Origin of the sequence: Pseudarthrobacter sp. WHRI 8279, from assembly GCF_040224115.2 — a bacterium.
Classification (GTDB): Bacteria; Actinomycetota; Actinomycetes; order Actinomycetales; family Micrococcaceae; genus Arthrobacter.
Window position 1 is genome coordinate 1,320,660 of record NZ_CP168162.1, and the last position, 22,020, is coordinate 1,342,679.

Annotated in this window: 22 protein-coding genes and 1 riboswitch; of the genes, 9 read left to right on the forward strand and 13 right to left on the reverse strand. The window is 66.9% G+C overall.

The annotated features are described in order from the left end of the window. The first annotated feature begins 45 nt into the window (after positions 1 to 45). On the forward strand, positions 46 to 939 hold the full coding sequence (locus ABRP28_RS05930) for a glucose 1-dehydrogenase (RefSeq protein ID WP_231456889.1): 894 nt from the start codon (positions 46 to 48) through the stop codon (positions 937 to 939). An 83-nt stretch (positions 940 to 1,022) separates the two neighbouring features. Here the strand turns inward: ABRP28_RS05930 and ABRP28_RS05935 are convergent, their stop codons facing one another. From ABRP28_RS05935 to ABRP28_RS05955, 5 genes are all read right to left on the reverse strand, one after another. Further along, positions 1,023 to 1,466: a DUF1810 domain-containing protein gene (locus ABRP28_RS05935; protein WP_350002408.1), complete on the reverse strand. Its 444-nt coding sequence runs from the start codon at positions 1,464 to 1,466 to the stop codon at positions 1,023 to 1,025. Next, positions 1,450 to 2,019 carry a DNA alkylation repair protein gene (locus ABRP28_RS05940; protein WP_350002409.1) on the reverse strand — a complete coding sequence of 190 codons (570 nt, stop codon included), beginning with the start codon at positions 2,017 to 2,019 and terminating at the stop codon, positions 1,450 to 1,452. The genes ABRP28_RS05935 and ABRP28_RS05940 overlap by 17 nt, the downstream gene beginning before the upstream one ends. Next, positions 2,016 to 2,375 carry a TraR/DksA C4-type zinc finger protein gene (locus tag ABRP28_RS05945; RefSeq protein ID WP_350002410.1) on the reverse strand — a complete coding sequence of 120 codons (360 nt, stop codon included), beginning with the start codon at positions 2,373 to 2,375 and terminating at the stop codon, positions 2,016 to 2,018. Before ABRP28_RS05945 ends, ABRP28_RS05940 begins: the two co-directional genes overlap by 4 nt. 19 nt (positions 2,376 to 2,394) lie before the next feature. Further along, entirely contained in the window at positions 2,395 to 3,675 is a 1,281-nt protein-coding gene (locus ABRP28_RS05950) for a lytic transglycosylase domain-containing protein (protein ID WP_350002411.1), read from the reverse strand. 190 nt (positions 3,676 to 3,865) lie between these two features. Beyond that, the gene (locus tag ABRP28_RS05955) at positions 3,866 to 4,846 is read right to left on the reverse strand and encodes a dienelactone hydrolase family protein (protein ID WP_350002412.1); all 981 of its coding nucleotides are present in this window, start codon (positions 4,844 to 4,846) and stop codon (positions 3,866 to 3,868) included. A gap of 273 nt (positions 4,847 to 5,119) precedes the next feature. Then, a riboswitch (cyclic di-AMP (ydaO/yuaA leader) is annotated at positions 5,120 to 5,321 on the forward strand. Between the two features lie 3 nt (positions 5,322 to 5,324). Between ABRP28_RS05955 and ABRP28_RS05960 the strand changes: the two genes are divergently transcribed. Continuing rightward, complete coding sequence (locus tag ABRP28_RS05960) at positions 5,325 to 6,170, forward strand: LysM peptidoglycan-binding domain-containing protein (protein ID WP_350002413.1); 846 nt, start codon at positions 5,325 to 5,327, stop codon at positions 6,168 to 6,170. 134 nt (positions 6,171 to 6,304) lie between these two features. Here the strand turns inward: ABRP28_RS05960 and ABRP28_RS05965 are convergent, their stop codons facing one another. From ABRP28_RS05965 to ABRP28_RS05980, 4 genes are all read right to left on the reverse strand, one after another. Next, positions 6,305 to 7,780: a protein adenylyltransferase SelO gene (locus ABRP28_RS05965; protein WP_350002414.1), complete on the reverse strand. Its 1,476-nt coding sequence runs from the start codon at positions 7,778 to 7,780 to the stop codon at positions 6,305 to 6,307. Beyond that, entirely contained in the window at positions 7,777 to 9,219 is a 1,443-nt protein-coding gene (locus tag ABRP28_RS05970; protein WP_350002415.1) for an APC family permease, read from the reverse strand. The genes ABRP28_RS05965 and ABRP28_RS05970 overlap by 4 nt, the downstream gene beginning before the upstream one ends. Beyond that, positions 9,216 to 10,193 (reverse strand): ribonuclease Z, encoded by a 978-nt coding sequence (locus ABRP28_RS05975; protein ID WP_350002416.1) that lies wholly within the window; start codon positions 10,191 to 10,193, stop codon positions 9,216 to 9,218. The genes ABRP28_RS05970 and ABRP28_RS05975 overlap by 4 nt, the downstream gene beginning before the upstream one ends. A gap of 66 nt (positions 10,194 to 10,259) precedes the next feature. Next, positions 10,260 to 10,442, reverse strand: a complete 183-nt coding sequence (locus tag ABRP28_RS05980; RefSeq protein WP_350002417.1) for a hypothetical protein — start codon at positions 10,440 to 10,442, stop codon at positions 10,260 to 10,262. A 248-nt stretch (positions 10,443 to 10,690) separates the two neighbouring features. On the opposite strand from ABRP28_RS05980, the gene ABRP28_RS05985 reads away from it, so the two are divergent. Next, on the forward strand, positions 10,691 to 11,887 hold the full coding sequence (locus tag ABRP28_RS05985; RefSeq protein WP_350002418.1) for a globin domain-containing protein: 1,197 nt from the start codon (positions 10,691 to 10,693) through the stop codon (positions 11,885 to 11,887). Positions 11,888 to 11,916: 29 nt separating this feature from the next. Here ABRP28_RS05985 and ABRP28_RS05990 read toward each other — a convergent pair whose 3' ends face one another. Continuing rightward, the gene (locus ABRP28_RS05990) at positions 11,917 to 12,177 is read right to left on the reverse strand and encodes a hypothetical protein (RefSeq protein ID WP_350002419.1); all 261 of its coding nucleotides are present in this window, start codon (positions 12,175 to 12,177) and stop codon (positions 11,917 to 11,919) included. 234 nt (positions 12,178 to 12,411) lie between these two features. Continuing rightward, complete coding sequence (locus tag ABRP28_RS05995) at positions 12,412 to 12,888, reverse strand: hypothetical protein (RefSeq protein WP_350002420.1); 477 nt, start codon at positions 12,886 to 12,888, stop codon at positions 12,412 to 12,414. A gap of 189 nt (positions 12,889 to 13,077) precedes the next feature. On the opposite strand from ABRP28_RS05995, the gene ABRP28_RS06000 reads away from it, so the two are divergent. The 5 genes from ABRP28_RS06000 (at position 13,078) to ABRP28_RS06020 (ending at position 20,149) form a co-directional block, all read left to right on the forward strand. Next, positions 13,078 to 13,944, forward strand: coding sequence for a universal stress protein (locus ABRP28_RS06000; protein WP_350002421.1), 867 nt, complete (start codon positions 13,078 to 13,080; stop codon positions 13,942 to 13,944). A 63-nt stretch (positions 13,945 to 14,007) separates the two neighbouring features. Continuing rightward, positions 14,008 to 15,705 carry a DUF4389 domain-containing protein gene (locus tag ABRP28_RS06005; protein ID WP_350002422.1) on the forward strand — a complete coding sequence of 566 codons (1,698 nt, stop codon included), beginning with the start codon at positions 14,008 to 14,010 and terminating at the stop codon, positions 15,703 to 15,705. A gap of 118 nt (positions 15,706 to 15,823) precedes the next feature. Beyond that, positions 15,824 to 16,282: a universal stress protein gene (locus tag ABRP28_RS06010; protein ID WP_350002423.1), complete on the forward strand. Its 459-nt coding sequence runs from the start codon at positions 15,824 to 15,826 to the stop codon at positions 16,280 to 16,282. A gap of 40 nt (positions 16,283 to 16,322) precedes the next feature. After that, entirely contained in the window at positions 16,323 to 17,339 is a 1,017-nt protein-coding gene (locus ABRP28_RS06015) for a polysaccharide deacetylase family protein (protein WP_350002424.1), read from the forward strand. A gap of 14 nt (positions 17,340 to 17,353) precedes the next feature. Then, the gene (locus ABRP28_RS06020) at positions 17,354 to 20,149 is read left to right on the forward strand and encodes an HAD-IC family P-type ATPase (protein WP_350002425.1); all 2,796 of its coding nucleotides are present in this window, start codon (positions 17,354 to 17,356) and stop codon (positions 20,147 to 20,149) included. A 37-nt stretch (positions 20,150 to 20,186) separates the two neighbouring features. Here the strand turns inward: ABRP28_RS06020 and ABRP28_RS06025 are convergent, their stop codons facing one another. Further along, the gene (locus tag ABRP28_RS06025; RefSeq protein ID WP_374152936.1) at positions 20,187 to 20,840 is read right to left on the reverse strand and encodes a hypothetical protein; all 654 of its coding nucleotides are present in this window, start codon (positions 20,838 to 20,840) and stop codon (positions 20,187 to 20,189) included. Positions 20,841 to 21,013: 173 nt separating this feature from the next. Here ABRP28_RS06025 and ABRP28_RS06030 point away from each other — a divergent pair, with 173 nt between their 5' ends. Further along, complete coding sequence (locus ABRP28_RS06030) at positions 21,014 to 21,541, forward strand: hemerythrin domain-containing protein (protein ID WP_350002427.1); 528 nt, start codon at positions 21,014 to 21,016, stop codon at positions 21,539 to 21,541. Between the two features lie 11 nt (positions 21,542 to 21,552). On the opposite strand, the gene ABRP28_RS06035 is transcribed toward ABRP28_RS06030, so the two are convergent. After that, positions 21,553 to 22,014: a universal stress protein gene (locus tag ABRP28_RS06035; protein ID WP_350002428.1), complete on the reverse strand. Its 462-nt coding sequence runs from the start codon at positions 22,012 to 22,014 to the stop codon at positions 21,553 to 21,555. Positions 22,015 to 22,020 lie beyond the last annotated feature (6 nt).

Here is a 22,020-nt window from a genome sequence, read left to right on the forward strand (position 1 = left end):
TAAGCATACTTAGCTTTTTGTTACCCGAGCACCAGGAGGACTGCCATGACAGACCAGTACACCTTCCGCAATCCGGTCACCGCGTACGAAAAGATCTCCCCGCCAAAGCAGCACCAGCCCGAGCCGGGACTGGACGCGGAGCTGGCACCCAAGGCCGACCTCGGTGAGGAAACCTACCGCGGTACCGGCAGGCTGGAAGGCCGCAAGGCGATCGTCACCGGCGCGGACTCCGGCATCGGCGCGGCAACGGCCATTGCCTTCGCCCGGGAGGGGGCGGACGTCGTTCTGTCCTACCTTCCGGAAGAGGAGGAGGACGCCGCGCGCATTGCCGGCATTATCGAGGCCGCCGGGCGCAAGGCCGTCAAGGTTCCGGGCGACCTCAAGGACGCGTCCGTGTGCCGAGATGTGGTGGACACTGCCGTGGCGGTGCTGGGCAGCATCGACATCCTGGTCAACAACGCCGGGAAGCAGGTGGCCCAGGAGGACCTCGCCGACATCACCGATGAGCAGTTCGACCACACCCTGAAGACCAATGTGTACGCGATGTTCTGGCTGACCAAGGCTGCGCTCCCCCACATGCCGGCCGGGTCCACCATCATTAACACCACGTCCATCCAGGCCTACAACCCGTCCCCGACGCTGGTGGATTACGCCACCACCAAAGCCAGCATCAACAACTTCACGAAGGGCCTGGCGCAGCAGCTTGCGCCCAAGGGCATCCGCGTCAATGCGGTGGCGCCGGGTCCCATCTGGACCCCGCTGCAGGTCAGCAGCGGCCAGCCGAAGGAGGAGCTGCCGGAGTTCGGGCAGTCGACGCCCCTGGGCCGGGCCGGCCAGCCGGCGGAGCTCGCCCCCGCCTACGTCTTCCTCGCCTCGCCGGAGTCCAGCTATGTTGTGGGCGAGACCCTGAACGTCAATGGCGGCAGCCCCACACCATAGCCGCAGGCTCAAAGAACAGCGGCCGACGGCGGTGCCTTGCGCGTGGTGCGCGAGGCACCGCCGTCGGCCTTATCTCCTGCGTCCTATTTTTCGTCCGTCCCGGCCAGCAGGTCGTCGGTGGCGGGGTCGGGCTGGCCGTCGAAGAACTGGGCCAGGACGGTCTTGAACACCGTTTCCCCCGGGGCTGCACGGAGGAACAACGTCATTGACGAGTGCAGCTTTCGGGCGTCTATGCCTCCAAGGATGTCCTCGGCCGGCTGGCCTGAGTGGTTGGTGACGGCAAGGGCGGACTCGAGCAGCCTTGGGCCCAGCACCGGGTGGTCCAGGTACTCCCGCGCTTCAGCCAGGGAGCTGATGGCATACCGCCGGGACATCTCACTGTGCCCCAGGCCTGCGATCTGCGGAAAGATGAACCACATCCAGTGGCCGGACTTCCTGCCCAGCTGAAGTTCTGACAGGGCCTGATCGTAAGCGCTGCCGCTCTCCTGGGCAGCAACGAACCGGTCGAGGTTATAGGGATCGCTCATGGGTGTCTCCTTGTGGTGGGGCTTCGGGGGCGGCTTGCTGGTGGATGAAGGCGGCGGCGGCGCGCAGCTGGCTGTCGGAGTCCGTCCGCCATCGGGCCAGGACAACATCTGCGCGCTGCCGGTCCCGTCCGCCGAGCCGCGCCAGGAAGGGCGCCACGACGTCGGCCAGCAGCGGTTCGGTCAGTTCCCGGGTCCCGGCGGACCGCAGGAACCCCTCGATGCGGGTCAGGTCCGAGTGGCGAAGGAGCTGCACCCTGGTTTGCAGCAACACAATGGCGGCGAGCCGGCGTTCAAAAACCGGCTTGGCACCTGGCCGGGGCTGGCCCCACAGGGCGGATGCCAGCTGCACAACGGCGTCGTGGTCAAAGTCCTTGTACTTCCGCAGGACGTCGCGGACGGTTCCGCGGACCGCGCCCACCGAGGAGCCGTACGAGGAGAGCCGGCCGCCCAGCCTGCCCTCGACGTCGTCCGCCCGGTACCACGCGCCCTCATTCTGCAGAGTGCGGTCAACGAATTCTGCAGCAGCCATCACCGGGCCGGCGCCGCTGCTCACTGGTTGCGGCCTGCCGATGCGTGGCGGATGCAGAACGGGGTCCAGGGGCGTGCCTCCAGCCTGCCTTCGGCAATGGCTTCCCCGCAGACGGCGCAGGTCCCGTACGTGCCGGCAGCGATCCTGGCCAGGGCTGCGTCAACCTGGTCCAGCCCCGCACTGCTTTGCTTCAGCAGGGCCGCCGCCTGGGACAGCTCGAAGGCGATGGTGGAGCCTTCGGGGTCGTGTTCGTCGTCCACGTTCGAATCCTGGCGCGCCGAGTTGGCGGCGGCGATGTCCGCACGGAGCGCCGGAAGCAGGGCCACCTTCCGTTCCCGCTCCTCCTCGAGCAGCATCCGGAAGCGTTCATAGTCGGGCATGGGAAAAGCCTACGCGGGGTCAGTACCAGTTCTTTGCCATGGAGTGGTTCCAGGCGGCGCAGGGCGAGCCGTAACGCTCCCGGATGTAGCCCAGTCCCCAGTCGACCTGTGTCCGGTAACTGGTCAGCCAGTCGGCGCCGGCACTTGAATACTTACCCGGCGGCAGGGCCTGGGCGATTCCGTAGGCGCCGGAATAGGGGTTTGTGGCGGTGGTCAGCCAGTTCGATTCCTTGGTCCACAGCTGGGCGAGGCAAAGGAACTGGTCCTGGCCCCAGCCGTGCGCGCCCAGCCTGCCGGAGGCGTAGTTTTTGGCTCCTGCCGGGTCATTGACCGCGCCGCCGGGAAGGGAAGGCACGACGACGGGCGGCGGGCTGGGCGGGGCGGGCGCCGGGACTGCAGGGGAAGGAAGTGCCGGGGCAGGGTTTGCCGGAGCCGGAGCGGGAGCGGGATCAACCGGGGCGGGACCAGCCGGGGCGGGCGCAGGACCAGCAGGCGCGGGGCGGGCCGGAGGCGCCGGACGGGCTGCGGGCAGCGCCGGTTCCCTGGCAGCCGCGTCGGCCTGCCGGCGGGACTGCTCTTCGGCGGCGGCCCGTTTGGCCGCCTGGGATGCCTCGTAGGCGGCGCGCGCCGCCTCGCCTTGCCGGTACGCGTTCTCCACCTCCGCCGTCGTACCTTTGAGCGACGCCAACTGCGCTGTCAGCTGCGCGCCCCGCTCCTTTTCGTCCGCCGACTTGCGGGCCAGGCCGTCCTGGGCCGAGCGGGCCGCTCCGAGCCTGGCTTCGGCTTCAAGGGCCAGCCGTCCGCGCTCATCCTTTGCGGCCTGTTCCTGGGCAGCCAGTGCAGCAGAAATTTCCCCTGCGGCCCGCGCCTTATGCACGAGCGCGGCGGTCTTGTCCCCCACGATCTGCACCACGTTGAGCCCGTGTACGGTGTTGGCCTGGACAGCGTCCAGGGCAACAAAGAACCCCATGTTCGTGCCGCCGGTCTTGTATGACTGGGCCGCCAGCGCACCAAGTTCCTTCCTGTACTGGACCAGCTCCGAGTCAGCCTGTGCGGCCTGCGCTGCAAGGGCCTCCACCCTGGCGGCGGCGGCCTGCAATGCCGCGTCGGTGCCTGCATACTCCGCCGCCGCCTGCACCGCAGCGGAGCCGGCGGCCTCGGATTGCTCCTGGAGGCTGTAGAGCAGGCCATCAATCTTGGCGATTTCCGCGGCCTTTCCGGCCTCGCTTTCCTTCGCGCCTTGCACCTCCTCCCAGGACGGGTAATCCCCGGGACTGCTGTCCGCGGAGGCTGCCGGCACCAGCCACAGACTTCCTGCCAGGGCACACGAAAGAAGCGCCACGGGCAGGGGCGCCCTGGATTTGGTAACGAACCGGGACATAGTCCGGAAGCCTACCGCCTTGATCGGCAGGTTGAAGGCGGACGTTTCTACATCGTTATGGAGCGGAGGAAGTTCCGTTTCATCGACCAGGGCCGGGACGCGGGTTTTTTTACAGGTGCTGGTCAAACCAGGCAAGGGTGTCGTTCCACGCGGCCGTGGCCTGGGCTTCGTTGTAGCGGTCCCCGGTGTCGTTGTGGAAGGCATGGTCCACGCCGGGGTAGACCGTGAGCTGGTGGACAACGCCGGAGGCTGCCAGCGCATCCTTGAGTGCAGGCATAGGGCCGGTGATGCGTTGGTCCAGTTCAGCGTAGACGCCGAAAACGGCTGCCCTGATGTCCGGCACTTTGGCCAGGTCCGGGGCGGGCCCGTAAAACGCCGCGGTGGCTTTCAGCCCGTCCAGTTCCGCTGCCGCCTGCCAGGTGATGCCGCCACCGAAGCAATAGCCGGTCATGGCGATGCGTCCGCCATCCACGAAGTCCTGGGCCTGGAGATACTCCAGGGCTGCTGCGAAGTCGGCCACGTGCCGCTGGGCGCCGGCCTGGGTGAGGGCGCCGGGTACGGCGTCGCGGTCCATTCCGGCCGTCCCGCCTTCACGGCTGAGCAGGTCAAGCGCGAGGGCGGCGTACCCCTCCTTCGCGAAGCGGCGGGCCACGTCTTCGATGTGGGGCGTCAGTCCGCGGTTCTCGTGGCAGATCAGCACGGCAGGACTGCGACCGTCCCGCTCCGGCCTGGCCAGGTAGGCACTGACGGAGGCGCCGCCGGACGGAAACTGGACGGACGCCGTCGTCAATCCTGGCGCCCCCTCCGGAACGGAGAGCGGGCTCTTTGCCCCGGGGACCGCACCCGATCCCGCAGTCCCGAGGGTCCCGGCAGCGGACGTAGGGGACGGTTCCGGGGTGGGCATGGGATCGGTGCTCCGCGGCACCTCGCTGGGGGTACAGCCCACCAGCAGCATCGCCGCCGACGCTGCCGCCATGCTGCCGGTAATGAAGGCAACCCGCCGGGTAAAGGTGCGCTGGCTCAGCGCGCCGGACTTGTAATCGTCGAAGAATTCCTCAATCAGGTATCTCTCATACTTGCCAAGCTGCATCGCAATGCCTCCTCGTGGGGTGCCGAACATACTCCTCCCCGGGCACGTGAAGAACAAGGTCGCCGGGCAGGCTCGGTCCCTCCTTAACGTCTTTGTGATAAATAACACGTCCCCACAAATCGGCGCGCCTGCCCGCCCGGGCTGGAACGCCGTGGCACCGGGAAATCCAGTTGATTGCGTAATCGAGAGCCGCGCCTCGCATGTTATCTAAATGTGACAATGGGTGGTAAGTCGGGTTATGGTCTTCAGGTGTCCCTCCCAGACGGGACATTCCCCGTCAGAATGCCGAGCCCTGCCACTGACCCGGGAACCAACGCTTTCCAGCTGGCAGGGACGGGGGAACCAAGTTTCCGCGGCCTTTTGAAGGCCTTGGGGTTAAGTCGATAGCGCGTCCGTTCCCTTCGGAGGTGTTGCCGGCCGGGTATCTCCAACCCGAACCCGACAGCTCACCCCGCAGGCATGGGAGAGGCGATCAACTGTGTCAAAAAATTCCACCACCGCCCGTCACCGCGCAACCCCGGCCCGCTCCATCGCGATCGAAGGACTGGCTGTTTCGGCCAAGTCCCTGGGCCGTCCGGCTCTCGCCGTGGCAGCAGCCTCCGGCATTGCCTTCGGCGTCGGAGCCCCGGCTCACGCCGGTGTGAACGGTCCGGACACCACCGAGACCGCTAGCGTCCAGGCTTACGCCGCCCCTGCTCCGGCAGCCGCGGCCCCCGCCGCGGCAGCCGGCAACACCCACACGGTTGTATCGGGCGACACCCTTGGTGCCATTGCCACCGCTTACGGCGTCAGCCTGAATGACGTCCTGTCGGCCAACGGGCTTTCTGTCTCCACGATCATCTACCCCGGTGACCAGATCCAGATTCCCGCCGCCGGAACCGCTGCTGCCGCCCCGGCCGCAGCCTACGTTGCACCTGCTGCAGCACCGGCACCGGTCCAGACCGCTGCTGTTACCACCCCGGCTAACACCGGCATGAACATGTCCTACGCGTCCGCCCCGGTTGCAGCCACCGGCAGCGGCGCCGGAGCAGCCATCCTGGCCAACGCCTACGGCCAGCTGGGCCAGATCCAGGACTGCACCGCCATGGTGGAGAAGGCCCTGCGCACGGTCGGCAAGTCCGTCGGCGACCTTGCCCCCGGCCAGTTCTACCAGTACGGCACCACCGTGGGCACCCCCGCCCCCGGCGACCTGGTGATCACCGCCGGCCACGTGGGCGTCTACGCCGGCGACGGCCAGGTTGTCAGCGGCGGCGTGAACGGCAACCAGACCGAGGTTCACTCCATCAGCTGGCTCAGCGGCGCTTCCTTCGTCCGCGTGGCATAGTCACCACGGACACAGGCGCAGCTGGCCCGTAAGGGCCAGGCCACTCGAGACAAGGGCGGCAGCCGGGTTCTCCCGGCTGCCGCCCTTGTTCTGTCTCCCCGGGACTTCCTCCGCGCGGTTCTCCCGTGCCCGCCTCAGGTACCGCAGAAGGTCCGGTAGGTGCCGAAGTCTTCCGGCGGACCTTCGGTATAGCGCTCCAGCCCCTCGCGTTCCTCGAACGGGGACCTCACCACCTCCAAAAGGCGGCTGAAGGGGCCCATGTCCCCCTCCGTTGCTGCTGCCAGCGCTTCCTCCACCAGATGGTTCCGGGGAATGTACACCGGGTTGACGCTGTCCATCAGACCGGCGTCGGGCTTGAGGCGGGCCCAGCGCTCAGCCCAAGCATCAAAGGCGGCGAGGTCCAGGACCATGCCTCGCGCCGGCCTGGTGTTTCCCCTGGCTGCCTGGCCAAGGCTCCGGAAGAACTGTGTGTAATCGACAGGTCCGTCCTTGAGCAGGCCGATGACCCCGTCCACCAGTTCCGATGCCTCGTCGCCTTCTTCACTTCCGGCCGGGCCGGCGGCGATGCCCAGCTTTGCCTTCATGCCGTCGAACCAGGCGTCGCTGTACTGGCTGCGGAACTTCCCCAGCGCCTCCACTGCGGGCGCGACTGCCTGTTCCTGGTCCTCGTGGAAGAGCGGCAGCATCGCCTCCGCCAGCCGCGCCAGGTTCCACTCGGCCACCACCGGCTGGTTGGCGTAGGCGTAGCGCCCGCCGACGTCGATGGAGCTGTACACGGCACCGGGGTTGAAAGCATCCATGAAGGCGCAGGGCCCGTAGTCGATGGTTTCGCCCGAAATGGTCATGTTGTCCGTGTTCATGACGCCGTGCACAAACCCCACCAGCATCCACCGGGCCACCAGCCCGGCCTGGGCAGCCACCACCGAGGCGAACAGTTCCAGGTAGGGATTTTCGGCCTGCGCTGCGGCCGGGTAGTGCCTGCTGATGGCGTGGTCCGCGAGCCGGCGCAGGAGCTCCATGTTGTCCGTGGCCCGGGCATATTGGAAACTGCCCACCCGGAGGTGGCTGCTGGCCACCCGGGCGAGGACGGCGCCGGGCAGCATGGTGTCCCGCCGCACCGGGCGTCCTGTGGCCACAACGGCCAAAGCCCGTGTGGTGGGAATGTTCAAGGCATGCATTGCCTCGCTCACCAGGTATTCGCGCAGCATGGGGCCGACGACGGCGCGGCCGTCGCCTGCCCGGGCAAAAGGTGTGCGGCCGGAGCCTTTGAGGTGCACGTCCCGCAGACGGCCGCCGCCGTCCGGCAGTTCGCCGAGCAGGAGTGCCCGGCCGTCGCCGAGCAGCGGCGAGTAACCGCCGAACTGGTGCCCGGCGTATGCCTGGGCCACGGGCGTGGCGCCGGCCGGGACATGGTTGCCCAGGAGGAGCCGAACGCCTTCGGTGGTCCGCAGGTATTCGGGAGCCAGCCCCAGCTCACCGGCCAGTGCTTCGTTAAGGACCAGGAGCGAGGGTTCCGGCGCTTCCTCTGCCTGCCAGGGAACGGAGAGTTCCGGGAGGTCGCGGGCAAAAAGGCCTTCGAAGGTGACAGTTGATTCTGCTGCTGCAGTCATGGATCAACCCTATCGCCGTCGTTGGCGCGCCGGTTGATCAGCCAGGTGATAAGCCACAGGATGACTCCAATGGCCATCAGTCCGCCGGCAATCTGGTACTGGATGATGTTCCTGCCGACCCACGGGCCGGCCAGGAAGGCGCAGAGCAGCGCGGCCACGAGCGGCAGAGGGCCCGGGGATGTGAAGAACACTTTGCGGTGGGGATCCCGCTTGCGGCGCAGCACCAGGCAGGCCACGTTGACCACCGTGAAGACACAAAGCAACAGGAAGGCGGTGGTGCCGGACAGGTTGGCCACGATGTTGCTTTCGGGATCACTGGTGACATACAGGATGAGGCCCAGGGCCAGGACAGTGGAGAAGGCGATCCCCGCCCACGGGGTGCGCCGGACCGGAAGGACTTTCCCCAAGGCGCCGGGCAGGACGTGCTGGCGGGCCATGCCGTAAATCAGCCGGCTGGCCATGAGCATGTTGATGAGTGCCGTGTTGGCGACGGCGAAGACGGCCAGGAAGGGGAAGACCCTGTCGATCGGGAAGTCCGGCGAGCCCTTGTGGACCACTTCCAGCAGGGCAGCGCCTTCAGCTTCCCGGATGCCCTCGAGCTCCGTGGGCGAAAGGACGCTCACCACGGACACAGCTACCAGCATGTACAGCAGCACTGCTATGCCCAGGCCGGTGAGCATGGTGCGGGGAAAGATCTTTTCGGGGTTCTGGGTCTCTTCCACCATGTTGACCGAATCCTCGAAGCCCACCATGGCGAAGAACGCGATGGACGTCGCTGCGGTCACGGCGAGGAAGAGCCCCTTGTCCTGGGAGTCGTTGAAGACGAAGATCTCGCCCGGGTTTCCCGTCCCCTGGGCCATGACAAAGAACCCGACACCGATCACGATGCACAGTGCTGCCATCTCCACCACTGTGAGCACAACATTGAACTTGACGCTCTCCCCCACGCCACGCAGGTTGATGGCAGCCAGGAGGAGCATGAATCCAAGGGCCACCGCGGTAATCACGCCCTGCCCCGGTTTGCCCATCCAGCCATTGATCTCAAGGCCGCCGAAGAAGTTCTGCGCCAGGACGTTCGCAGACGTGGACGCGCTGGTGATTCCCGAGCAGACCACGGCAAATGCCACCAGGAAGGTGACGAAGTGGATCCCGAAGGCCTTGTGCGTGTACAGCGCGGCACCCGCGGCCTGCGGATACTGCGTGACCAGTTCGAGGTAGGAGAAGGCGGTGAGCGTTGCCACCACGAAGGCCAGCAGGAACGGCAGCCAGACGATTCCCCCTACGGTGCCGGCCATGGTCCCGGTTACCGCGTAGACGCCGGCGCCGAGGATGTCGCCCACAATGAACAGCAGCAGGAGCTTGGGTCCCAGCACCCGCTTGAGGGTGGGCTCCTTGCCGTGGGCAGTAACGTCCGAGACTTCTTCTGAAGCTGCGCTCATGAGTGGCCTCCAAGGCTAACTGGGCTGGCTGAGGGACGTGGCTTTGTTGCATCGACTGGCCCGGGGCGCAGTGCGGGGCCGTGGGATAAGCGCCGCCGCCGGGGGAAGGGGATGCGCTGCAGGTCCTCAGCCGCGATGACTGCAGCAGAACCCGCGCGGGCACCGGCCTGGGCCAGGAGCAGTGAGGCGTCGTCGCCGTACCGTGAGGAGAAGTGCGTGAGCACCAGGGTGCGGGCGCCGGAACGTGCCGCCAACTCTCCGGCCTGCCCGGCTGTGAGGTGGCGGTACTGGCCGGCCAACCCGGCGTCGTCGTCAGCGAAGGTCGACTCGGCGACGAGGAGGTCGGCGCCGTCGGCAAGTTCCTCTGCGCCCGGACAGGGCGCGGTGTCCATTACGAAGGCGAATCGCTGGCCCGGCCGGGCGACGCTGACGTCTTCAAGCTGCACGCCGCCCAGGCTCCCTTGGCGCTGCAGCCGCCCTGCGTCCGGCCCGGATATCCCTGCCGCCTGCAGGCGTTCCGGCAGCAGGGTCCGGCCGTCCGGTTCGGCCAGGCGGTAGCCGTAGGTCTCTATCCGGTGTTTGAGGGGCCGGACTTCCAGTCCTTCTGCCACCGCTCCGGCTTCGCCGTGCGGGTGCAGCCTGAGGTCGATACCCGGTGTGCTGACGGATACAAGGGCGCGGACCATGTCCCCGCCGGTGGATGGATAGTGCAGATGGACCGGATGGGGCACGGCGTCGAGGGCCATGCGCGAAAGCACCCCCGGCAGCCCGAAGCAGTGGTCGCCGTGAACGTGGGTGAGGCAGATGCGGGTGATCATGTTCGTTGAGACCCCGGCGTGGATCATTTGGCGCTGCGTTCCCTCGCCAGGATCGAACAGCAGGCCCTCGCCGTCCCAGCGCAGGAGGTAGCCGTTATGGTTCCGGGTCCGGGTGGGGACCTGGGAGGCGGTGCCGAGGACAACGAGCTCGCGCATGGCTTTAAGGACCAAAAAGCAGGTGCCGGAGAATCCGGTACCTGCTTTTGTGGATGCGGCGGCGGCTTAGCGCCGCCGGAGCATTCCCATGATCCTGCCGGCCATGCCGCCAGGCCTGGCACCTGCGGCACCCGTTGTGCCGGGCGTCCGACGGGCTGCATTCAGCCCGGTCCCGCGGGCAGTACCGCCGGTCCCGGTCCTGCCTGCGAATCGTCCAGCGGCATTTTTGATCATGCTTCCCAAGTTCATGTGAAACTCCTTCAGTAGTGATCCTGCCAACCGATATTCATCAGCCTGCTTACGATTTTAGCGCAGTTTGGGCCCACGTCGAGGGGACAGGCCGAACATCCCCGCTGCCGCTTGCTTCCTGGGGGCGCGGCCTGGGTGCTCGGGAATAGGGGCGGTTGCCCCTACCGGCGTGCCGGGGCGGCTGCTAAATTTGCACGCCTCAGGCCCCCTCCCCCGCCAGGGAACCCGCTACCCGGAAGGTAACCAACATGCTTTCAGACACCTCCCTCCCCGTGATCAAGGCAACGCTGCCTGTGGTCGGCGAAAACATCCAAGAGATCGCCAAACGGTTCTACCAGCACATGTTTGACGCACGGCCGGACCTGCTGGACGGCCTGTTCAACCGGGGCAACCAGGCTGACGGGCGGCAGCAACAGGCGCTGGCCGGATCCATCGCAGCGTTTGCCCGGTACCTCGTGGAAAAGCCCGACCAGTTGCCTGACCACCTGCTGTCCAGGGTTGCGCACAAGCACGTCTCCCTGGGCCTGAGCCCGGACCAGTACGAGATTGTCCACGAGCACCTGTTCTGGGCCATCGTCGATGTGCTCGGCGAGGCCGTTACCCCCGAGGTAGCCGCCGCCTGGGATGAGGTCTACTGGCTGATGGGCAACATGCTGATCAACCAGGAACGGGGGCTGTACAACGCTGTGCACTTGTCTCCCGAGACCATCTGGCGCACCTGGCGGGTGGCTGAACGCATCCAGGAGACGGACGACGTCGTCACTTTCGTTGTGGAGCGCGTCGACGAGAGGGAGGTGAAGCCTTCCCTGCCGGGACAGTACGTGACCATCAAGATGCTCATGAAGGACGGCGTCCACCAGCCACGGCAGTACAGCCTCACCCGCGCAGACGACGGCAGGCACCGCCACTTCGCCGTCAAGCGGGTGCACGGGCAGGGAACGCCCGACGGCGAAATGTCCAACCTCCTGCACAACGACGTCAGGGTAGGCGATGAGGTGGTGCTTTCAGCCCCCTTCGGGGATGTAGTGCTGGAGTACACGGACAGGCCGGTAGTGATGGCCAGTGCGGGGATCGGGGTGACGCCGATGGCCGGCATGCTCTCGCACCTGGTCAAAGCCGGCAGCCAGCGCCAAGTGGTGCTCCTGCATGCCGATGACAGCCCCGGATCGTTTCCGCTGCGCCGGCAAGTCACCGAGGACCTGGCGTTGCTGTCCGACGGCTCCATGCACGCCTGGTTCCTCAACCAGGACTCCGACGCCTCCGGCTTCGCCGGGTTCATGGACGTGAACGCCGTCGAGCTCCCGCTGGACGCCGAGTATTATCTCTGCGGCCCGCTGCCCTTCCTCCAGTCCGTGCGAAGCAGCCTCGTCTCCAAGGGCGTTCCGCCGAAGGACATCCAGTACGAAGTGTTCGGTCCGGACCTCTGGCAGGCCGACTTCCAGTAGGGGACTCCGCTGCCCGCGGAACCCGATGCTCAGGCTCCGCGGGCACGGCGCAGGGCCGCCAACCTGGCCGTGTATTCAGTCTCGTCAATGTCGCCGCGGGCGAAGCGTTCGGCCAAGAGGTCCTCCGCAGCGCTTCCACCGGGCCCATTGCCGGTACGCCCGCGGTTACCCGGGGACATGGACCGGGCAAAAAGGACAATGGCCGCGATGATTGCTCCCCAGAACAGGACGAAGCCCACCACCATCAGGGCGTAGACCCAGGCGCCCATGTTTCCGTCCCAGTACATCATCGCTGCTCCTCCTGCCCTGCTGCCGAACCCTGATTGACTGTCCCGGCAAAGGGACGTCTAACGCCAGAGTCTTTCGTCCCGTGGATTCACCGGCGAACTCACGGCGGTGGCAGCATGGCAGATGCCGATTTTCCGGCAACCCTAAAACAGAAACTGCCCCCCGAACACCGGAACGGTTTCCCGGTCCGGCGTTCGGGGAGCAGTGGGCCCCTCTGCGGCGTGTCCTTTTGTTCCTTAACGTTCCAGGTCGTCGGGTTCGAATTCGCTCAGCGGCGAACCGCCGAAGTTTTCCTCGTCGTCGCTGGCATCAGCTTCCAGCCCTGTGGGTTCTTCGCCGAAGTCGACGTCGGCAACCGCCTCCCCCAGGGTGGGCGTAGCGGAGGCGGCCTGTCCCTCAGCCTCCAAGCGGGACTGCGCCGATTCATCCCGGAAAGTCTGTTCGCTGATGAAGTCCTCTTCCTCTCCCGAAACCGCCTCATCCTGGATCAACGGATCCTCCTGCCAGCGGTCCGGATTGTCCTCGGCCGCGCCCGGGTAGCTGTCCGGCTCGCCATTCACAGGGTCAAGCTCAAGGGAGGAAGCCGCACCCGGAGTCTCATCAAGGAGCACGTCGTCATCCTGGACAACCTCGAGCCCCTCATCGGGAAGGTTCTGTTCCGTCATGGTGATGCCTTTCTCTTCGAACAGCTGGAGTAAAACAATAGTAAGCATACTGACGACCCTGCGGCGTTGCTAACGTCTCCGCACTGATCCGCCAGAACCGGGCCGGCTCTTCGACGAGGTCCGCGGCGGGGCCCGTCCCAACCTGTATCTTGCCGTGACCTTTGGCCCTATGTCCCGCGTGGTTGCGGGGCCAGTGTTATAGGAGACCCACGCCCGTGCGAATGAGGAGATCCGGTTATGACAACTCGTAAACCAGTCGCCGCCGCCACCAACGACTCACCGCAAAGCCAGGCGGCGGTGCTGTGGGCGGCGCGCCGGGCGGAGCGCCACGGTGTGCCCCTGGTGATCGTCCATGTTGTGGACGACAGGTGGGTGGCGGAACCGTATCCCTGGATCGGCGTTATGGAAGAGGCCGGTGACCGTCTCCTGCAGACTGCGGCAGGACGGGTCCGGGACGCGTTCCCCACCACCATCACCACCCGGCTTCTCACCGGAAGCGTAGGACGTTCGCTGGCGAAGTATTCCGCCAAGGCGTCCATGGTGGTCATCGGCTCCGGCACCGGCCACCTGGGCGGTTCACTGGCCGACCGGGCGCTCCAGGTGGCAGCCTCTTCGAAGGTTCCGGTGGCCGTGGTGGGAACGCAGGACCTGGAGGGCCGCTCCGGTGTGGTGGTAGGTGTTGACGGTTCGAAGGAAGCGACGCAGGCCGTGGCTTTCGCCGCAGCCGAGGCAGACCGGGAAGGTGACGAGCTGACAGTGGTGTACGCGATCATCGCCCCCGACCGTGTGGTGGATGCCGGCCTGACATCCACCAGCCTCGCCGAGCTTATTGCCGAAGAGGAGCGCCTTGTCCTGGCGGAAACGGTGGCCGGACTGAAGGAAGACTATCCAAGCCTCCAGGTGCACCAGGTGCTGGAAACCGAGCGGAGCCCGGTCGATGCGCTGGTGGATGCCGCGAGGAGCGCCAGGATGCTCGTGGTGGGAAGCCGCGGCCGCGGCGGGATTCAACGGCTCCTGCTGGGATCCACGGCCCACGGCGTCCTGCGGCACCTGCCCTGCCCCACTGTTATTACCCGCATCCAGGCCACCAAGAACAAGAACTAGGCCAGCCCCGGCCTGCTGCTTCTCCCCATAGCTGTAACCACCTCCTACGTTCGGGTTGGCGTCATGAAGAAGACTGCTTCAGCAATAATGCTCATCCTCGGGATACTCATCTCGATGGTTGGCCTCGCCACTCTCGCCGGAGGGGCGGCGGCCTCAGTGGTCGGATCCGCGCAGGGAGATGGCTACCTCACGTCAGGCACTGCCCGCCTGGCCGTCGGATCCCACGCCCTGACCTCGCCCAGGCTTGATGCCGTGGGCGAGGGCGTCCCGCCGCGCCTGCCTTTCGACGTCGGGACGCTGAGGCTGCGGGCCACGTCCGCAGAACCGGGCAAGGAGATCTTCATAGGGGTTGCCCCGCAGGAGGACGTTGAGCGTTACCTTTCGGGCGTGCACCATTCCGAACTGCTCGAAGTGGACAGCCGGCCCTTCCGGGCCGAATACCGTGACATTCCAGGCACCGGCACACCTGAACCTCCGGCCGAGCAAACGTTCTGGAGCACGTCCGCCTCCGGGCCCGGCGAACAGGAGCTCACCTGGGACCTGGCCGCCGGCAGCTGGGAAATCGTCATCATGAACGCCGACGGCAGCCTTGGCGTGGATGCCCAGGTACAGGCGGGATTCCGCTCGGACCTGATCATGCCCGCTGCCACAGGCCTGCTGGTGGGAGGCGCAATTGCGCTGGCGCTGGGGATCCCTTTGCTCATCCTGGGAGCCGTGGGCCTCGGACGGCACGCGCGGCAGCGTCCCCGGGGGCCTGCCGCACCACCACCTGGATACGGGCCGCCGCCGGGGTATGGAACACAGCCCGGGTACGCGCCGGGGTACGGAACACAGCCCGGCTATGCGGCTGGCTACGGTCCATCGACCGGTTATGGGCCGCCTGCCGGGCCTGCCGGAGCAGTGCCCGGAACACCAGTCCCCGGACCCCTTGGAGCACCGGGTGCGCCCGGAGCCGGAGCATCACCTGTGCCGGGAGCCGGAGCCCCTGGTATCCCAGCGGTGCCGCACCCCGGGGCTGCGGACCGGGCAGACCAGGCTCCCTATCCCGCCCGGCTTTTCGGTGACCTTGATCCGGCCCTGTCCCGGGCGATGTGGCTGGTCAAGTGGTTCCTTGCCATTCCGCATTTCATCGTGCTGGTCTTCCTGTGGTTCGCGTTCCTCGTGACCACGATTGTGGCAGGCTTCGCCATCCTGTTCACCGGCCGCTACCCCCGCCCCCTGTTCGACTTCAACGTGGGAGTCCTGCGCTGGAACTGGCGGGTGGCTTTTTACGCCTATGCAGCTGCGGGCACGGACCGCTACCCGCCCTTCACCCTGGCACGCACCGATTATCCGGCGGACTTCGAAGTGGACTACCCGGAGAAGCTGTCCCGCGGGCTGGTTCTGGTGAAGTGGTGGCTCCTGTCCCTTCCGCATTTGCTGATTGTCGCCGCCCTGTCCGGAGCCACCTGGACGTGGGAAACGGAAGCCGGTGACCTGGGAACGACCTATGAGCGCGCAACAGGCCCGTCCCTGCTGGGCTTGCTCGTCCTGGTGGCCGTGGTGGCCCTGCTGTTCACCGGGCGGTACCAGCGGCCGCTGTTCGATTTCATCCTCGGCATCAACCGCTGGATCTACCGCGTCCTGGCCTACACGGCCCTCATGCGCGATGAATACCCGCCGTTCCGGCTTGACCAGGGACCCGCTGACGTCCTGCCGACGGCACAGGAACCACCACGCCGTGAACCGCCTGCGCAAGAGCCGCCGTCGGCTCTCCCGTAACCTGCCGGTGGCCCCTGCAACTTGCCGGCAGCCCCTGCCGTGACTTTCGGCCCTACCTCCCGTTGTCCCGCCGGGACATCATGTACCAAGGACCGCCCGGGTCACCTGAGGAGCTGAGATGAGTACTGCTGGAACACCATTTGCCCGGATCCTTGTGGGTGTCGACGGCTCGGAACCGTCCATCGAGGCGCTGCGGCAGGCCCAGCGCCTCGCAACGCCGCTGGGTGCCAAGGTCCTGGCCAACGCGTACTGGGATTACCCGCAGGTCTACGCCGGCTACGTGATGATGGGTATCGAAGGCTTCGAGGAGCGTGCCGGGGAGATCCTCGACGACGCGGTCAGGAAGGCTTTCGGCGGCGAGACGCCGTCGAACGTTCTTCCCAACCTGATCCGCGGCCACCCGCGGGACTCGCTGATCGACGCCAGCCGTGATGCGGACATGGTGGTGGTGGGACGCCGCGGGCACGGCGGTTTTGGCGGGCTGCTCCTCGGCTCGGTCAGCTCAGCCCTGGTGGCCCACGCCCACTGTCCGGTGCTGGTGGTCCACACGCCGGAAGATCGCCCGGGGGCATCCTGAAGGAGGTCCACGTGGCCGGGACTACGGCAGGCGCAGTCCGTTGACGGAGCCGCTGCGGGGTGACGCACGACGACGGATGGCGGCTGCCGCCGTCGTGCTCGCCCTGATTGTCCTGGCCATCGTTCTTGCCGTACTGCTGCGGTCACCGGCGGGAACTTCTCTACAGCCGGCCGCACCTACCTCTCCCGGCGCCTCCACCAGCCCCGGCCCGGCGGCCTCCAGCGCCCCTCCCGCCACAACACGGCCATCCACAGCAGAGCCCTCCGCATCCCAGCCTGTGGAGGCATCAACACCGGAGGCAGGGCAGAACCCTGTCCAGCCTCCCGCCACTGTGCCTCCCGTCCCGGTCCCGCCCCCCGCAACGGACGGCGGGCCCGGCCCTGAACCGGATCCTGTCCCGCCGGCGGCGCCGTTCCCCTCCCGGCTGATCAGCCAGGACCTCACCGTCATTCCGGACGCGGGGCGCGTGGTGGCGCTGACGTTCGATGCCGGAGCCAATGCGGCAGGACTGCCGAAGATCCTGTCCACCCTGTCCGCCAAGGGGGTCACGGGCACGTTCTTCCTCACCGGTAACTGGGTGGATGCCAACCCCGGCGGGGTGAAGCAGATCGTTTCTGCGGGGCACCGGGTGGCCAACCACTCCATGACCCATCCTGGTTTCACCGGCCTGGACGACGGGCAGATTGCCCAACAGGTCCGGGGAGCGGAACAAACAATCCTGGCAGCCGGGGCCGACCCCCGTCCGCTGTTCCGTTTCCCCTTCGGCGAAAGGGATGCCCGCACTATTGCCGCTGTCAACAGCCTCGGCTACGTTGCCGTCCGGTGGACCGTGGACACCCTGGGGTGGAAAGGTACCAGTGGCGGCGTCAGCACCCAGGCCGTCGCAGACCGCACGCTGGCCGCCCTGCAGCCCGGCGAAATTGTCCTCATGCACATTGGTTCCAATCCCGACGACGGCTCTACCCTTGACGCCGACGCCCTGCCGGACATCATCGACCGCATCAGCGCCGCCGGGTACGGCTTCGCCACGCTTGACGCGCTGCTGGCCCCTGACTGAAGGAAGGGCCGCTAATGGAAAAGACCAGGCAGGCAAAAGCCGCCGGCAGGCGTCCTGCTCCGGCAGCGAACGGAACGGCTGATCCCGCACACCACGGGCTTCCCCTGCATGAGGTGGTCCTGCTGCTCGGGACGGACCATGTCCAGGGCCTCGCGTCCGCGGAGGTTGCCCGCCGCCAGGCCGAGTTCGGAACCAACGTGCTGCCGCGCTCACGCGGCGGGGGGATCTTCCGGAAACTGGCCCGGCAGTTCAACAATCCGCTGGTGTACGTGCTGCTGGCCGCGGCGGCCGTCACGCTGTTCCTCGGTGAGTACCTGGACTCAGGCGTCATCCTCGCCGTCGTCCTGGTGAACACGGTGATCGGCTTCGTCCAGGAAGTCCGGGCGGAGGCTGCCCTGGATGCGCTGCATTCCCTGGTCCGCACGCGCGCTGTGGTGGTCAGGGACGGGCAACTGGAAGAGGTCCCCTCGGAGAACCTCGTCCCCGGAGACCTAGTCATCCTCGAGGCCGGGGATAAAGTCCCGGCGGACCTGCGGCTGGTCCGGCTGTCCGGCCTGCGTGCCGATGAATCCGCCCTGACGGGCGAGTCCGAGGCAGTAGAGAAGAACGAGGTGGTCCTTCCCCCGACCACACCGGTGGCGGACCGCCGGAACATGGTCTACAGCGGCACCCTGGTGACGGCCGGCACCGGCGCGGGGGTCGTCGTCGCCATCGGCGGCGAGACGGAACTCGGTGAGATCCACCGGCTGATGGGCTCGGTGCAGCAGGTGGCCACCCCGCTGACCCAAAAGCTGGCGCATTTCAGCATGACGCTGACGGTGGCCATCCTGGCACTTGCCGCCGTGACTTTCCTTGCAGGCGTGGCACGCGGCCAGCAGCCGGCACAAATGTTTACCGCCGCCGTCGCGCTCGCGGTGGGGGCAATCCCCGAAGGCCTTCCCGCGGCAGTCACGGTTACGCTCGCCATCGGTGTCCGCCGGATGGCCCGGCGCCGCGCAGTGGTGCGCAGGCTGCCGGTTGTTGAGACGCTGGGCAGCACCACGGTCATCTGTTCGGACAAGACCGGCACCTTCACTGAAAACCAGATGACGGTGCGGGCACTGTGGACTTCATCCGGCGCTTACGACGTGACAGGCTCCGGCTATGGCCCGGAGGGGCGCGTCCTTCCCGCAGGTGCGGGTGTCCAAGGCGGCTCGGAAGGGACTGAGGGAGTGGCGACGGCGGCGCGGGACGTTGCGCTGCACTGGTCACTGCTGGCAGGAGCCGCCTGCAACGACGCGCAGGTTGTGAGGGAGGGCGACGCCTGGCGTGTCCAGGGGGATCCCACGGAGGCTGCGATGCTGGTGGCTGCCGGGAAGGGCGGCGTGGACACCGCCCAGTTCCTGGCCTCCGCTCCGCGGCGCGGGGCGCTGCCGTTCACGTCAGAGAGCCAGTACATGGCCACGGTCCACTCCCCCCGGTTCCCGGACGCCAGTGGCACCGGGCAGGACACCGTGCTGGTCAAAGGCGCCCTGGAACGGGTGCTGGAGCTGTGTGCCTGGCAGATGGACGGCCCCGGTGACTACGGGCGCCTCAACAGGCAGGCGGTCCTGGAGGTTGCGCACCGGTTTGCCGGCACGGGCCTGAGGGTCCTGGCGACGGCCATGATGCACCTGCCCGCCGGCACCTCCCTTGCCGAGGCAAACCTGCGCGGACAGCTGACGCTGACGGGGCTCCAGGCGATGTTCGATCCGCCGCGGGAGGCAGCGGCGGCAGCAGTGCGTGCCTGCCACCAGGCGGGGGTGGCCGTCAAGATGATCACCGGCGACCATGTTGGTACCGCAGCCACCATTGCCAGGGCAGTGGGCATCACTGCGGACCGGACGGACGGGACCGCGCTGACGGGAACGGAGCTAGATGCGATCCCCGAGGACCAGCTGCCCGATGCGGTGGAGCGCGCAACAGTCTTCGCGCGGGTGTCGCCCGAGCAGAAGCTCCGTCTCATCGGTGCGCTCCAGTCCCGGGGGCACGTGGCTGCCATGACGGGCGACGGCGTCAACGACGCCCCGGCACTGCGCCAGGCGAACGTAGGGATCGCCATGGGACGGTCTGGAACGGAAGTGGCAAAGGAGGCCTCGGACATCGTCCTGACAGATGACGACTTCGCCACCATCGAGGCGGCTGTCGAGGAAGGCCGGAACGTCTTTGACAACCTGACCAAATTCATCGTCTGGACCCTGCCCACCAATATGGGGGAAGGCCTGGTGATCCTCGTGGCGATCCTGGCCGGAGCAACCCTTCCCGTCCTGCCCACGCAGATTCTGTGGATCAACATGACCACAGCGGTGGCCCTGGGGCTGATGCTGGCGTTCGAGCCGAAGGAGCCCGGCCTCATGTCCCGGCCTCCCCGGACACCCGGCCGCCCACTCCTGACCTGGACCCTTACCCTCCGGATCCTGCTGGTCTCCACGCTCCTTGTGGCAGGCACCTGGTGGATTTTCGAACTCGAACTGGCCGGTGGTGCGTCGCTTGCCGAAGCCCGGACCGCTGCAGTCAACCTCTTCGTGGCGGTGGAGACGTTCTACCTCTTCAGCTGCCGTTCCCTCACCCGGTCCGTGTGGCGGATCGGCTTCTTCAGTAACCGCTGGGTGGTTCTCGGTGTCCTGGTCCAGGCGGCCGGCCAGCTGGCCATCACCTACTCCCCCGTAATGAACGAACTCTTCCACACAGCCCCCCTCGGCCCGGAGACCTGGCTGCGGATCCTGGGCATCGCAGTGCTGGCTTCACTCGTCGTCGCCGTGGACAAGCGCTTCAGGCGCCACTCGTTCTAGCCAGGTCCCGCCGTTCCAGGTACTGCAGGAGCGGGCCTCATGGCTTTGGCAGGAGCCGGACCAGCACCAGTCCGGTCACTGCGGCCATGGCCACCGCCATCAGGACCGCCGCCCCTATTCCAATGGTGGCTGTCAGCCACAAGTCCTGGCCGGGCTGCCACAGCGGAGTCGCAACGGCCATGAAAACGCCCAGTCCCACGGCCCAGGCGGCGGCGCTTCCGGCGATCCACCGCCAGGCCCTGGGGACATGACGGCGCAGTTCGAACCATTGCGCCAGGCCGATCGAGACCAGGAGCACCAGTGCGGCCCCGGTTCCCGTAACTATTTGGGCTGCTGCCGGCCACCCCTGCCAGGACTCGCTGCTGAAGGACAACAGGCCCACCGTCCAGGCAAGAGCAGCCGCCGCTGCTGTAAGCAGGACCCAGCGCCGTACGGACACGGCGGGAAGCCTGGTCCTAAGAACACGCACCTGGAACCACCCCAGGACGGCACCCTCTACAAAGCCGGCAAGCACCAGCAACGGAACCCCGGCTGCCGGCCAGAAGACAACCGAAACGGGCTGGGCCGCCGCAGGGGCAAGGAAGCCGAGGCTCTCGCCCGCGCTCACCCACGCCACCCAGCGGACAAGAAAGGCGGTCCTGCGCGGCGAATCGGCTGCCTCAGCACCCATCAGGCACAGCCCTCCCTTCATGGTTCTTCCAAGGTAGGGGACCAATTGCCCTGTGACGCACCCGGTCCCACTGCCCATAGTTAACGCCAGGAACGGGTGGGACGCTGCCGGCAGTTTGCAGGCACAGGCCGGCGGCACCCCTGAAGGAGACGGTTAGAAAAGGACGATTGGGAAGGGACGATGAGGAAGGGACCATGAACCAGGACAAGGACGCTGCCGCCGAGGCAGAAGCACTCCAGGCGGTTGAAAGACACCACGCACACATGCTCAAGCATCTGAACGGACTCGTGGCCCTCCTGATGAAAGCAGTGGAGGCACGTGATGCCGCCGCCGAAGAAACAGCGCAGGCAACACTCCTGGACTGGTGCGACAGCCACCTCATCCCCCATGCCCTGGCCGAGGAGGGTCCCCTGTACGGCGGACCGCACGCCACCTCCGAGGGAAGGCTCCTGGTGGAGGGGATGCTGGCCGAACACCGCGTCATTGTGGACCTCGTGGAGGAACTGCGAACCTCCAACGGACTAGCCGCCGCGGTGGCAGCTTCTGCCATCCAGCGGTTGTTTGCCCTGCACCTGGACAAGGAAAACCGCCTCCTGATGCCCTTCATCGTCGAGTCCCCGGACATGTCCCTCGCCGCGTCCGTGCAGGGGCTTCACGAACTGACCGGAGAAGGCACGGGCCACCACGCCGGGACGCACGACGACGGCACGCAGCATCGCTGATGACACGTCGGCTATTGCCCGCCGCCGCTTTTTCGGTGCGCGGCTTCTTCCGGGGCGTGGACCACCAGGACCGGACAGTGCGCGTGGCTGACGCACGCCGAACTCACCGAGCCCAGCACCAGGCTGCCATGGCCGCGCCGCCCCACGATGAGGAGGGACGAGTTCCGGCTCCCCTCAATCAATTGCTCACTGGCTTTGCCCCGCACCAGCCGCGGGTGGACAAATGCCGGCAGCTCCGGGCCGAAAGCGTCCGCAAGGGCCTGCTCCAGCGACTGCCTGGCTGCGTATTCGAAGCCTTCGATGCCCACCACAAGGTAGAGCCCATAGCCGGGAGGAACGTCCCAGCATGCCCACGCCTCCACAGTTGCGCCAAGGGGCCCGGCCAGGTCCCCGGCTGCACGGAGGGCGGCGATCGAGGCATCGGATCCGTCCACGCCAACAACAATCCTGGGGTGCTCCTCGGGGGCGTCCATGAGGCT

Bases quoted from the DNA above. Each gene is read 5' to 3' on its own strand.
- ABRP28_RS05945 (WP_350002410.1), bottom strand. From the start codon at position 2,375: ATGCCCGACTATGAACGCTTCCGGATGCTGCTCGAGGAGGAGCGGGAA.
- ABRP28_RS05955 (WP_350002412.1), bottom strand. From the start codon at position 4,846: ATGCAGCTTGGCAAGTATGAGAGATACCTGATTGAGGAATTCTTCGAC.
- ABRP28_RS06005 (WP_350002422.1), top strand. From the start codon at position 14,008: ATGAAGAAGACTGCTTCAGCAATAATGCTCATCCTCGGGATACTCATC.
- ABRP28_RS06010 (WP_350002423.1), top strand. From the start codon at position 15,824: ATGAGTACTGCTGGAACACCATTTGCCCGGATCCTTGTGGGTGTCGAC.
- ABRP28_RS06025 (WP_374152936.1), bottom strand. From the start codon at position 20,840: ATGAAGGGAGGGCTGTGCCTGATGGGTGCTGAGGCAGCCGATTCGCCG.
- ABRP28_RS05930 (WP_231456889.1), top strand. From the start codon at position 46: ATGACAGACCAGTACACCTTCCGCAATCCGGTCACCGCGTACGAAAAG.
- ABRP28_RS05975 (WP_350002416.1), bottom strand. From the start codon at position 10,193: ATGCGCGAGCTCGTTGTCCTCGGCACCGCCTCCCAGGTCCCCACCCGG.
- ABRP28_RS06000 (WP_350002421.1), top strand. From the start codon at position 13,078: ATGACAACTCGTAAACCAGTCGCCGCCGCCACCAACGACTCACCGCAA.
- ABRP28_RS06035 (WP_350002428.1), bottom strand. From the start codon at position 22,014: ATGGACGCCCCCGAGGAGCACCCCAGGATTGTTGTTGGCGTGGACGGA.
- ABRP28_RS06020 (WP_350002425.1), top strand. From the start codon at position 17,354: ATGGAAAAGACCAGGCAGGCAAAAGCCGCCGGCAGGCGTCCTGCTCCG.
- ABRP28_RS05935 (WP_350002408.1), bottom strand. From the start codon at position 1,466: ATGAGCGATCCCTATAACCTCGACCGGTTCGTTGCTGCCCAGGAGAGC.
- ABRP28_RS05970 (WP_350002415.1), bottom strand. From the start codon at position 9,219: ATGAGCGCAGCTTCAGAAGAAGTCTCGGACGTTACTGCCCACGGCAAG.
- ABRP28_RS05980 (WP_350002417.1), bottom strand. From the start codon at position 10,442: ATGAACTTGGGAAGCATGATCAAAAATGCCGCTGGACGATTCGCAGGC.
- ABRP28_RS06030 (WP_350002427.1), top strand. From the start codon at position 21,014: ATGAACCAGGACAAGGACGCTGCCGCCGAGGCAGAAGCACTCCAGGCG.
- ABRP28_RS05965 (WP_350002414.1), bottom strand. From the start codon at position 7,780: ATGACTGCAGCAGCAGAATCAACTGTCACCTTCGAAGGCCTTTTTGCC.
- ABRP28_RS05995 (WP_350002420.1), bottom strand. From the start codon at position 12,888: ATGCTTACTATTGTTTTACTCCAGCTGTTCGAAGAGAAAGGCATCACC.
- ABRP28_RS05985 (WP_350002418.1), top strand. From the start codon at position 10,691: ATGCTTTCAGACACCTCCCTCCCCGTGATCAAGGCAACGCTGCCTGTG.
- ABRP28_RS05990 (WP_350002419.1), bottom strand. From the start codon at position 12,177: ATGATGTACTGGGACGGAAACATGGGCGCCTGGGTCTACGCCCTGATG.